Annotated in this window: 11 protein-coding genes and 1 tRNA gene; 6 read left to right on the top strand and 6 right to left on the bottom strand. The window is 43.1% G+C overall.

All coding sequences use genetic code 11. The annotated features are described in order from the left end of the window. Positions 1–19: 19 nt before the first annotated feature. The 3 genes from ABNK31_RS04290 to ABNK31_RS04280 are packed head-to-tail and all read right to left on the bottom strand — an operon-like array spanning position 20 to position 2876. Positions 20–835 (bottom strand): glycosyltransferase family 2 protein, encoded by an 816-nt coding sequence (locus ABNK31_RS04290; protein ID WP_418894490.1) that lies wholly within the window; start codon positions 833–835, stop codon positions 20–22. Beyond that, a complete protein-coding gene (locus ABNK31_RS04285; protein WP_418894489.1) occupies positions 835–1647 on the bottom strand; it encodes a glycosyltransferase family 2 protein in 813 nt (270 codons plus the stop codon). Before ABNK31_RS04285 ends, ABNK31_RS04290 begins: the two co-directional genes overlap by 1 nt. Further along, on the bottom strand, positions 1638–2876 hold the full coding sequence (locus tag ABNK31_RS04280; RefSeq protein ID WP_418894488.1) for a glycosyltransferase: 1239 nt from the start codon (positions 2874–2876) through the stop codon (positions 1638–1640). The genes ABNK31_RS04285 and ABNK31_RS04280 overlap by 10 nt, the downstream gene beginning before the upstream one ends. Positions 2877–3032: 156 nt before the next feature. On the opposite strand from ABNK31_RS04280, the gene ABNK31_RS04275 reads away from it, so the two are divergent. The 3 genes from ABNK31_RS04275 (at position 3033) to ABNK31_RS04265 (ending at position 5534) form a co-directional block, all read left to right on the top strand. Next, positions 3033–4130, top strand: a complete 1098-nt coding sequence (locus ABNK31_RS04275; protein WP_418894487.1) for a glycoside hydrolase family 99-like domain-containing protein — start codon at positions 3033–3035, stop codon at positions 4128–4130. Between the two features lie 69 nt (positions 4131–4199). After that, entirely contained in the window at positions 4200–5180 is a 981-nt protein-coding gene (locus ABNK31_RS04270; protein ID WP_418894486.1) for a glycosyltransferase family 2 protein, read from the top strand. Between the two features lie 36 nt (positions 5181–5216). Next, positions 5217–5534 (top strand): hypothetical protein, encoded by a 318-nt coding sequence (locus ABNK31_RS04265; protein WP_418894485.1) that lies wholly within the window; start codon positions 5217–5219, stop codon positions 5532–5534. Here the strand turns inward: ABNK31_RS04265 and ABNK31_RS04260 are convergent. Then, entirely contained in the window at positions 5518–6882 is a 1365-nt protein-coding gene (locus ABNK31_RS04260) for an IS110 family transposase (protein ID WP_418892603.1), read from the bottom strand. The two genes, ABNK31_RS04265 and ABNK31_RS04260, sit on opposite strands and share 17 nt — an antisense overlap. A 311-nt stretch (positions 6883–7193) precedes the next feature. Here ABNK31_RS04260 and ABNK31_RS04255 point away from each other — a divergent pair, with 311 nt between their 5' ends. The 3 genes from ABNK31_RS04255 (at position 7194) to ABNK31_RS04245 (ending at position 11064) form a co-directional block, all read left to right on the top strand. Continuing rightward, positions 7194–7577, top strand: a complete 384-nt coding sequence (locus tag ABNK31_RS04255) for a diacylglycerol kinase family protein (protein ID WP_418894484.1) — start codon at positions 7194–7196, stop codon at positions 7575–7577. Between the two features lie 20 nt (positions 7578–7597). Further along, positions 7598–10939, top strand: coding sequence for a DEAD/DEAH box helicase (locus ABNK31_RS04250; protein ID WP_418894483.1), 3342 nt, complete (start codon positions 7598–7600; stop codon positions 10937–10939). 54 nt (positions 10940–10993) lie between these two features. After that, positions 10994–11064: transfer RNA gene (locus ABNK31_RS04245), tRNA-Gln, on the top strand. Between the two features lie 331 nt (positions 11065–11395). On the opposite strand, the gene ABNK31_RS04240 is transcribed toward ABNK31_RS04245, so the two are convergent. Together ABNK31_RS04240 and ABNK31_RS04235 are read right to left on the bottom strand one after the other, a co-directional pair. Beyond that, on the bottom strand, positions 11396–11764 hold the full coding sequence (locus ABNK31_RS04240; RefSeq protein WP_418894482.1) for a hypothetical protein: 369 nt from the start codon (positions 11762–11764) through the stop codon (positions 11396–11398). A gap of 128 nt (positions 11765–11892) precedes the next feature. Further along, positions 11893–12087, bottom strand: coding sequence for a helix-turn-helix domain-containing protein (locus ABNK31_RS04235; RefSeq protein WP_418894481.1), 195 nt, complete (start codon positions 12085–12087; stop codon positions 11893–11895). Positions 12088–12161: the final 74 nt, after the last annotated feature.

Genomic DNA, 12161 nt, shown 5'->3' with positions numbered 1-12161 from the left:
TGCAAAAATTGAAGTATCCTTAGCTTTTGACAATCCCAAAGGATGTCCTTTTTGCACGATTCTGTTTTGTTTCTTGACGGATTTGATTATTGATCTTCCAATCTTTTTCGTTGGCATAGCCGCGACTATGATCGAGATGAATACAAATCGCCTTATATCTTATTTGTAAGCCCTTTATTCCGGTGTTTTCCAGTCGTTCTCCCAACTCCCTATCCTCACCACCATATTTCATCCGCTCGTCGAATCCGTTTACCGCTACAATATCTTTTTTCCAACCAGACGCATTATGCCCGTTCCACGTCGGATTAGTAGTCGTTATCCTGTTCAGCAGATCAACCCACATATTGTTTTTGCTCAATTTATTGTTTTTAAAAGAATGTGCCAGTCCTCGATCTTTAAGCCAACGTAGAGAAAAACAGTTTTGTCGAATAATATCTTCAGGATTGATAAGTTGTGAAATACTCATGGGAAGCTTAAAATATCCTCCCGAAAGAAAACAATTTTCCTTACGGTGATCAATATGCGCCTGTACAAAATCTTTTCGAGGGATGCAATCTCCATCAGTGAAGATTAGATAATCGGTGGTGGATGCCAAGATCGCTTTATTTAAAATCTCGCATTTTCGGAAACCCATGTCTTCATGCCATACATGCTTGAGTGAACGAAACTGGCTTTTATACCGATCGATTACCTCTTTCGTTGCTTCTTCCGAACCATCGTCCGCTATGACAATCTCGATATCCGGATTGGATTGAACGGCATACCCGATCAAAACTTTCTCCAGCCATTCGGGGGAATTATAGGTGCTGATAATAACCGATGCAAACATATACATTACAAATATTTATCGATCCCGTTAACAGTCCTGAAAGATTGCGATGCAATCGTATTTTCTAAAATAGCATCATTGGTCTCTTCTCGATCTCTCGAAGCAAATTTATGCCAAATATGATACTGAATTCCTGCAAATTTTAAGAAGAGTTTTTTTTCTCCCAGCATCATTAATCGAGCGATGAGTTCGGAGTCTTCTGCTCCCCACCCCTCTATATCTTCATTATAACCGTTTATTTCAATGATTGACTTTCTCCAAAAAGCCATATTGCATCCTTTGGCATAGTATGTATACTTTCCCCTATTTTTATAACGGGAGGAAAATAACGGCGTCAGCCATGGGATTCTTTTAGCATTCATTTTATTCTTTGCATTTCGCCTAAACTCTTCAGCACTTGACAATGTTTGAGAGGCCAAAAGCCTTTCGGAAAATTCTTTATTGAGCATCGCACGGCTTCCAATTACAAAACGATTATCTTTTCGCAAAGCGACATGATCTTTTATGAAGTCTTTGTCAAGGATAACATCGCCGTCGATTTGGATAATATAATCCGATTTGGCTTGCGCAATAGCCTTGTTCCGGATATGGCACAGTCGGAATCCCTTGTCTTCATGCCAGACATGTACGAACTGCTCGGTTGTTTCGTCGCGAAAGCGATCCACAACAGATTTTGTTTCCGGCCCCGATCCATCATCGGCGATGATAAATTCATTAGGGAGTACGGTTTGACGGAGGCCACTTTCCAAACAAAGTGTTAACGCTTCAGGCCAATTATAGGTCGAAATCAATAAAGCTATGGTGGGTTTTACATACATGAAATAATATTTTTTAATCGGTTAATGATGACATCCCAATCATAATACTGAGTTACATACGCTATTGCCTTGTCGTTATCGCCGTTTATCGCCTTATCTCCGAAAACGTATTGCTGCATTTTATTTTCAAAATCTCTCTTTGACAGATAATAATCCGCTGCAAAGCCGCTTTTTATACAATGCGCTTTCATCACTTCCGACCGCCCGTTGACAAGTACCGTTTTTCCTAACTTCATGGCTTCTAAAAGTAATAAAGACAAGCTTTCATGTTTGGAAGGATTTACGACTAACTTGGCATGTTTGATCAATCCCAACTTTTCGCCCTCCGTTACAAAGCCTGTATACATAACATCCGGATGATCTATTTTATCCTGAAAAAGCCTTCCGGTCAAAACCAATTTCAGTTCGCTCGGATATTTCCGTTTATAATCGATAAACCAAGCAATTAATGTATCTACGTTTTTTGAGTGAGATATTCTACCAAAATAAAGGATATACATTTCGGGAAGACTGAACTTTTCATACAATTCTTCTTTAGAAGGTATATCGGCATTCATTTCCACTCCGACGGCCACGATTGAATGGTCGGACATCTTACTGCCGAAGATATTTTCAGCCAATTTTTGTTCTTCCTCTGTATTGAAAGCGATATGTTTCACTTTGGTGAACACGTGTGTCTGAATTGGCCGGAAAAGATCGCTTTCATTATGTGCCGTAGGGATGAGAATACTTTTCTCCGGAGCAATCATTGAACCGAATATAGTATGAGACCAATAATATGTCATAAAGATGATGGCTTTATAATCGTCCTTATGATCTCGCAAGTAAGTAAGTAAATCGGCAGAATAAAACCCATGGGTTTTTACCATCTCAATCTCTTTTCCGACTCCGAAATTCCAAATCGGAAAAATTTTTGCTATCGGCCTTAAAAGCCCTACCCTGAACAAGGTTCTACGAAATTTCCGAGGCCATTTTGTCCGTTTTCTCCACTGATTATGAAGTTCGGCATCAAAAGGCATCGTTGAAAACCTAAAGACATTGATATCATTGATTATTTCATGAGAAGTTGTGTAGTATTCTTCAAATGTATGGTAATTTATAATTTTCGTAGTAATAATATCCACTTTATAGTAAGAAGACAAACGTTCGGCCAGCATCTTGCAATGCACTTCAGCTCCTCCATTCACGTCATCACCATACTGACAAACAACAAAACAAATTTTTTCCATAACAATAGCGATCATATTAACTCGCATGTTTTTTCACTGATGACAAATATCAATTTTGAAAGCAAAAGTACTATATTTTTTTGATATTAATAATTAATTGTAATTTTGCGGACATTAATGTTGGAGATTAAAACAACTGGTACAAAATAGATTGAAATGAAAGATGAAACTACTATAAAGGCTATTGCGCTATACCTTCCTCAATACCATCCTATTAACGAAAACGATGAATGGTGGGGAAAGGGATTCACCGAATGGACAAACGTAGGAAAAGCAAAACCATTGTTTAAAGGACATGACCAACCTAAAGTACCGGGAGACTTAGGTTATTACGATTTACGAGTACCGGAGGTACGACTTGAACAGGCGCGTATGGCAAAGGAACATGGTATAGATGGGTTTTGCTATTATCATTATTGGTTCGGACACGGTAGACAATTATTGGAAAGACCTTTTAACGAAGTCCTCCAATCCGGCTCCCCCGATTTCCCCTTTATGCTTTGCTGGGCAAATGAAAGCTGGCATTCTAAATTCTGGAAAATGGAAGGATCATTCATCAGCAAAGAGATGTTAATGGAGCAAACGTACGGAGATAGTAAAGAATATGAAGACCATTTCTATGCACTATTAGAAGCTTTTAAAGACAAGCGATATATAAAGATAGATAATAAGCCGGCCTTTATGATCTATAAACCTTTAGACTTTCCCGAGGTAGCCAACTTTATAAAAAAATGGCAGGAACTCGCTGTTCAAAACGGTTTGGATGGTATTTACTTTATCGGACAATACAGGAGCCCCGAAAAATTCAGGGAACAGATATTAAATAAGGGCTTTGATGCTGTAAATCCCGTACATATTCTCGAATTCCTTTATCATCGTAATTTTTTTGAAAGAAAGATTATCAAAAAGATTAGAAAGTGGAGACATACTCCTATCATTGTTAAATATAAAGAAGCTATGAAATATTTTAACATCGAAGAGGATAATTATCCCGATGTTTTTCCAACTATTATTCCCAACTGGGACCATACGCCAAGAAGCCAAAAAGACGGCATTGTAATTGACCAATCTACTCCACAGCTTTTCAAAGAACATGTCGAACAAGTATTTTCTCAACTGGCCCATAAAAAGGGACACAAGATATGTTTTATAAAATCGTGGAATGAATGGGGGGAAGGCAATTATATGGAACCGGACCTAAAATATGGTAAAGCTTATTTATCGGCTTTCAAAGAAATAAAAAATCGATATTGATAAAAGGTCTATAATAGTAATTCCTAAAACATCCTTGCGAGATAAATTATTTCTACATACATATCATTTATGAGTATAATAAGTGTCATCGTTCCTGTACATAATACAGCAGGATATCTGAAAAGATGTATTGATTCCATCCGTAATCAAACGCTGATAGATATCGAAATCATTCTCGTAGAAAATTTATCTTCAGACGGATCTGCGGAAATATGCGACGAATACGCCCGGATTGAACCCCGTATTAAAGTATTGCACTTAAATGTAGGTGGGCCTTCTATTGCTCGCAATGAAGGAATGAAAATTGCCCGTTCGCCTTACTTTGGATTTATCGACAGTGATGATTATATAGATCCGGACATGTATGAATATCTGCTGTACACTCTTCAAGCGAAGAATGTCGAAATGGTCTTTTGCAATTTGAGGTATGAATATGAAAACGGTACTTTGTTTGCACCGGTTTCCAATACGGGAAAAATTAGGGTAATGCCTGCCTTGGAAGTTCTTAAGGATATTTTCAGAGATAAAGTCGATAATTCGTTCTGTTCTAAACTTTTCAAAAGAGAGTTATTTGATACCCTCATGTTTCCGGAAGGATATTTCTATGAAGATCATGCTCTTATCTATAAAGTAGTTAATCTTTGCCAAACCGTCGCCCACATAGATCACCCATTTTACCACTATGTTCAACGTCAAGGAAGTATCTCTCATGACTGGAGTTTTACAAAAGACTATCATGTTTTCCTTGCCGATTATGACCGACTCGAATTTATCCGTAAACATCATATCTACAATGCGGAAGAGCATCGAGAAATCATATCAGGAATTCTCAATACTTGTTTATCAACATTCAGGAACGGGCAATTACTAGCCGATAAAAAAGAAGGTAAGGAATTTCTCTGCGTGATGAAAAAGAAACTCAAAAGCCTGCTCACGGCAAAAGATGAACTCAGGCCCAAGATATATTACCGATTATGGAAAATGATTTACATAGGCCCTTTGGAAGGATACTTTCATAAGCTTCGCAGTAGATTCAAGAAAAAATACTAACAAGGCACATATATTATTTCCCGCAACTTTTACATCATGAATCCTACAGAAGATTCGGAGAAAAGTTTCTTCCACCGGAAGGAAAACATCGCCTGCTGCGTATGGCTACAAACGTCATCAACCGACAGCCGGATAATTATGAAAGCTGTGCCCAAACGATTGGGTTTTACCCCTTCAGGCTTTTACAAATTCACCATGCTCATGAAGGGAAAACCTCCCGGAGGATTGGTTTTGCATCTTTGCAACGATAGAGGAGAGGATAAAGTATCCCGGTTAAATACACCGATTCATTTCTCAATCATTGAGAAAAAATTTATCTTCTATATAACAAACCATTTCATCCGCATTCTTTGATTTGATTTTGAAGTTTTTCGAGGGTTCTTTGGGTCTTAATCAATTTTCTTCTAAGTATCTCGGTTTCGCTGGTTTGGGTAAAAGAGTCATCAAACTCGACCTTGTATTTAACCATTGTATAGAGTATTCTTCCCAATTTGTTCGCAGTAGCGATAATAGCCGGCAAGTAACCGCTTTTTGCCTGTATACGCCGGAAGTAATATCCTAAGGGCGTTTTACTTGTTTTCAGGGAGTTTGCCGAAGAACGCAGGATTTGTCCAACAGGATTCTTGCGCTTTGGAATTTTGCTGGACTGGAGTTTTCCTCCCGATATTTTGTTGTTGGGTGTGAGGTTACACCAACAACAAAACTGTTTGTATGAGTCAAACTTATCGGTAAAATCGTGTCCCAGCTCACCGGCCAACCGCAACAGGGCCGCTTCACTGACACCCGGTATGCGCATCGCGTTGACACCCCATAATCGGATCGCGTGCTTTTCGATATCTATCGTGACGGCATTCTTTTGAGCTTTTGCTTTTTTCGCCCTTTGCTCCGGCTTGGAAGTTTCTTCGGGCTTAACGTCTTTGAGATACTCCTGCAGGATGCCCTCTATCTGCTTGTCACAATCCTTCATCAGGTTTTGGTAATATACATACAGTTCATAGCTTTGTTTGAGCATGAACAGCAGGTCTTCGTCCCAATTGGCCTGCAGGGATTTGGCGATGGTTTCTTTGGGAGATTTGCATCGGGGATCGGCCAAAGCCGATAGTTTTCGGGCATCGCGTTCCCCGGCCAGAATGGCGCGAATAATCTCCTGTCCCGATTTTCCCAAAATATCGCTGATGACATTGCCCAATTTGATGTTCATCAATTCCATGGCCTTTTGCATGTGGAGCACTTCCCGCGAAGAAGCTTTCAACAACCCGTCACGGTGGCGCGATACATTGCGGATGCGCCGGGCATGGTTCTGGGGTTGGAAACTGGCTCTCAGAAGCCCGTAACTATGCAAGACCATGATGGTTTCGGCATCTACCCGGTCGGTCTTCTTCTCGCTGATATTTTTGATGGCCTTGGCGTTGACCAGCAACACGTCAAATCCCTCCGATTCCAGTATCATGTAGAGTTGGACCCAATACACCCCCGTGGATTCCATGGCGACGGTTTCAATGCCACAGGCTTTAAGCCAATCCGATATAAGGTGTAAATCTTGCGTAAACGTGCCGAAGCGGCGGTTGTTTTCCCCATCCCGGTCTTCCGGGACACATACTTGCATTTCGGTGGAAGAAACATCGATACCCGCCGAATTGGGATTCACGATTTCCAATTTCAATCCCTTGCCTGTCTTGATTTTTTTCGCTTTCTTTGCCATAGTTTTAACTTGTGAATAAATAAAAGCCTCATCAAGCCCGGATGCTTTAAACAATGATAATCTTCTATAAGGTCTCATTGGAACCAAGTATTTCATTACGAGCAAACCGGAACCGTACTTTGCATTGGAGTCGTATCCAAGATAACTTGTGGTTTACTTGCTTGATAGGGCTTCGCAAGTTATTAATTATTTCTCATTTTCAGAGAAAATCCTAACTTTGCATCAATCAATTAATAAGGTAATAATGATGAAGACTATTGATGTAGACATACAAAAAATAGATCTTATAAAAGATATTCTTGACGAGACTGATGAAAAGGTTTTTGTATTTTAAAGAACGTATCCGCTCGTTTTCCTATGCTTTCCAAGGCGTACGCACCCTGTTTTCGGAAACGCCGAACGCGAGGATTCACTTAGTCATTATCGCGTTGGTGATCGTATTGGGCTTCTGGCTGCATATTTCGCGGATGGAATGGATTGCCGTCTGTATCCTTTTCGGCGTCGTGCCGGCAACCGAAGCGCTCAATTCGGCGATAGAAAAACTGGCGGACTTTGCCTGCGGAGGCCGTATTCATCCGTCTATTAAAAAAGCCAAAGATCTGGCGGCGGCGGCCGTTCTTCTTACGGCTATTGCATCGGTCGTTGCAGGCGCGCTTATTTTCTTGCCGAAACTCATCGAGCTATTCGTTGAATGATGCGATAATCGATTAGGATTATGAATACAACATCTTATTACCTGAGGGATATTCAGGATTTATCGACGTCCGAAAACGAATTGCCGGAACGAATGCGGCTTCTGAAGCGGATCATGGAACGATTCTGCAAGGCCGTAACCCGCGATGAGGCGGTACAGTTTTCCAATCTGTTCTCGCGACTGGTCTTCATCGCTCAAAAATACACTCTTCCCAAACAACTGGAATGGCAATTGCAGCATCTTCGCGTAACGGCATCGCCTCAAGCGCCCCAACGGCCCGTTTCCGAAGAAGAATACCGGCAGGCCGAGAAGGCGGTGAAAACTCTCTGCCGGATAGTTGCAGGGGAAATACGCCCGGCACAAGACAAGGCTTTTGCGCCGCCCGAAGTAAAACTTACCGAAGGGCGGTTGCGCGTACAAATCCTCCGTGTCGATACGGAAGCAAAGCAACTCTTTTGCAAAGCCGAAGCATTTCCCGTGAGTGAGATAACCATACGATATACTGCGGCATGTGAAGATCGGCAGGTTGAAACAGCCGAAGATATTTTCCGCGCCGGCGCACAACTAAACCTTATCGACAGCACGATGGATGCCGAAGGATGTTGGGTGCCCCGGCTCATCGTTTTCGAGCCCGATTATCTGGTTGACGCTTCCGCCGTCGCCGAATGTTTTCAGGATTATGAAGTCTCGCCTTTTCATTATCTGCGGAATAAATTTGAGGAGAAAGAAAACCGCTCGTACTTGTTGCTCGGAAATCTGGCGAACTTTTTTCTCGATGAACTGTTTTTTTCGGATGATGCGGAAAAGGTTTCTTTCGACGAAGTATTCCTGCGCTCCTTCAAACAATCGCCTTTTGAATATACCAGTTGCCCCGACATCGCTTCGCCCGACGATTTCCGCCGGTTCATGCAACAAGCCCGGGAACAGTTCAAAAACATCCGGCGCGTCATTCGGGAAGATTTCCCCCGCCACGGCATCGTCTCGCGGGATTGTACCCTTGAGCCGTCTTTCTTTAGTGAAAAGTATGGGTTTCAGGGACGCCTCGACCTCCTGTATTTGCCTCCGACAGCGACAGATGCCGGTATTGTGGAATTAAAATCGGGACGCCTTCCTTATCCGCCTTCCAACGCCGGAAAAATTGCTCTGAACCATGCCGTGCAAACGGCCGTATACCGGCTGATGATACAAAGCGTGTACGGAATAGACGACCGTCACATCAGCGCCGCCATTTTGTACTCTTCCGGAAACCGTGCAGGAGAGAATCTCCGTTTTGCAGCCGTTTACCATATCCTCGAAAAACAAATCATCGATATCCGCAACCGCATCGTAGCAAACGAATACCGGATTGCCCACGGCGATAACGGCACGGTAAACCGCCTGATGAACGAAATGCTGTCGCCGGACGCCAACGGCAGACGACTTCCGTCGTTCTTTACCGCCCGCATCGAACGTTTTTCGCAAACACTTCGTCAATGCACCGAAACGGAAGTAAGTTACTTTTACCGTTTTGTACGGTTTCTGTCGAAAGAGATTTACCTGCAAAAAACCGGAGACGTCGATTATGAATCGCCGACCGGCACAGCCGTGTTGTGGAACACCGATTTCTCGGAACGCGCCGAAGCGCTCGACGTGCTTTATCCCCTTTCGATTGAGGGCATCGACGATGTTGCGGAACACATGACCATCGTCTTTCAACGCCATGAAGGCGAGCAAAGCATCGTGAATTTCCGCGAAGGGGAAATTTGTATCGTCTACCCTCGTCAAAACGATAACGATACGGTGCTCAACACGCAAATACTGAAAGGGTACATTGCACAAATCACCCCGCAATCGGTCGAAGTACGGTTCCGCCACAAACAAAAGAACCGGTCGTTTTTTACGCGCCATCGGCTGTGGGCGGTCGAACACGATACGCTCGACACATCGTATATGAACATGTATAAGAGCTTGTTCGCCTTCCTCCGGGCGCCGCATCGAAAACGGGACTTACTGCTCGGCCTCGAAAAACCGCAAGCCGTATCCCCCGCCGCACCGTCGCCGGAAGAATATCCCGAAAACATTCTTTCCAAAGCGCTGGCCGCCAACGATTATTTCCTGTTGGTCGGGCCGCCGGGCACGGGTAAGACATCGATCTTCGCCCGCCGCCTCATCGAAACATATTATGCCGATCCGGAAAAAAACATCTTGGTCTTGGCGTATACCAATCGTGCCGTCGACGAGCTTTGCGAGGCGATCAACGCAGCGTTCGACTGTAACGACGGTACCTGCGACACCTATATACGGGTGGGTACGGAATTGTCCTGCTCCCCACCCTACCGCCACCGCTTGTTGCAGCGAATCGCCGGAGAATCGGAGAACCGTGAAATACTGCGCCGGCGCATCGAATCGACCCGTATCTATGTAGCGACACTGGCTTCCATCGTCGGAAGGATGGAACTCTTCTCTCTCAAGCATTTTCACATCGCCATTATCGACGAAGCTTCGCAAATACTCGAGCCGCAACTCATCGGACTGCTGCCGCGTTTCGATAAATTCATCCTTATCGGCGATCACAACCAGTTATCGACCATCGTATTGCAGAAACCGGCCGCATCGCGCATCGGCGAACCCGAACTGAACCATATCGGCCTCATCGATTGCCGCGACTCCTTTTTCGAACGGTTGTTGCGCCGTTGCCAAACCAACGGTTGGACGCAGGCATACGCCCAACTCACGCAGCAGGGACGCATGCACAACGACATCGCATCGTTTCCGTCGCGTTTCTTTTATTCGGGGACCCTCGTTGCGGCAAAAGAATGGCAATCGGAAGCATGGCAGCTAGCATACGATTCGGAGAATGATTTATTTCAACGTTCCGTCGCATCCCGGCGACGATTATTCTTTTCTACGGAAGCAGTTGCCGTCACATCCGGTTCCGACAAAATGAACGAACAGGAAGCATCGGTGATTGTCCGCCTCGTGGCCTCACTGAAAGCCGTATACGAAGCCAACGGACGTCCTTTCCGAGGCAATCGGATAGGCATTATCGCTCCATACCGCAATCAGATCGCCCTTATAAAAAGCCGTTTGGCGGAAGCCCGCATACCCGGCACTGAAGACATTCTGATCGATACGGTCGAACGCTTTCAGGGAAGCCAGCGCGACATCATTTTATTATCGTTTTGCGTCAACAAGCCCTATCAACTCGATTTTCTATGCAATCTCAGTCACGACGGCAAGGTCGATCGCAAGCTCAACGTCGCCCTCACCCGTGCGCGCAAGCAATTGTTTCTTATCGGCAACGGCGCCCTGCTACGGAACCATCCCATCTACGCATCGTTACTCGATGATTTGGGTAGTGCGTTCGTCATCCTGAAGAAATAAATACAAAAAAGTTACCGTATCAAAGGAAAATTTTATACTTTTGCAGTCGCAAATTGTCTTATGGTGTAATGGCAGCACAACAGATTCTGGTCCTGTTAGTCCAAGTTCGAATCTTGGTAAGACAACTATTCAAACTTTCACAATCCGCTCACAAGGGGCGGGTTTTTCTTTTACCAGAACCGATTTCAGAGGATTCGCGATAATATTTAATACTACATTCAACGACCAACTACGCTATTATTCTTCGCACTATTTCAAACCTTTGTGCCAAAAGGAGTGCGAAAGGATTCGTAATTTTGCTACATTTATGCAAATGCCTATCGGCAACCCCTCCCTATAGAACGGCAGGGCTATTAAGTTCTGTGATTGACTGAAAGGTTTTTTTACGCTCCGGACAAAAAGCATTTTATTATACTCAATATTTATTAGAATAGATTTTCTCTTCTAATATTCTCTTTATAAAAGTATTGATGGATAGCCCCGCTTAACGCCCAATTCGTCACAACCTTCCAGATAACTATCGACGCCCGCCTCAAAATCAGATTTCAATTCGTCTAAGGTGATTCCTTCATAGGTAATGCTGTTTTTCGTCATTCCAAGAACTTTACCGAAGAGACAATTATCTGCCTTACTGTACTCAACAGTACCATAATAACCTTTATATTCTAAATTATCCATATTCATAAATCGCACACGCGAACCGGATGTCTTCCCTTTATTGCTTTGTTCAAACCCGAATAAACCTAACAATTTTACCAATTCCTCAAATGTAAAATCTTTAGGAAGACTTTTAAACCGATCTATCAACTTATCTTTGGACGTCATTAGATTATCTCTTACGCAAAAGGAATCTATTTATTACATTCATCCAAATTCCGGTTGTTGAATCCTTTTAGAAAGGATATCCGATAGCGAAGTGTAGGGCGAAATCGCAAGTAAATCGGTTACCCATACTATAATAATTCCGTCAATTTAATCTGCAGTCCCAACGCATCCGATATACTTAAAAAAGTGGATAGCTGCATATCGGTTTCACCTTTTTCCAACAATGCAATATACTCTCGTTTCTTTCCGATCCGTTTCGCAAGTTCATTTTGAGTGATTTTTTTTCCTTGCGCTTCTCTTTTAATATTTCGCCCAAGTACCATGCGCGAGCTTTCACGGAAAACTCCTCACGCGCTTGTGTGCCATATTCTCCGTACTTCTCCTCCAATAAACTATT

Source organism: Limibacterium fermenti (assembly GCF_041902845.1).
In the GTDB taxonomy this organism is placed as follows: Bacteria; Bacteroidota; Bacteroidia; order Bacteroidales; family Dysgonomonadaceae; genus Limibacterium; species Limibacterium fermenti.
Note: the sequence above shows the minus strand (reverse complement) of the source record. Positions and strands in the feature narration are given on the sequence as shown.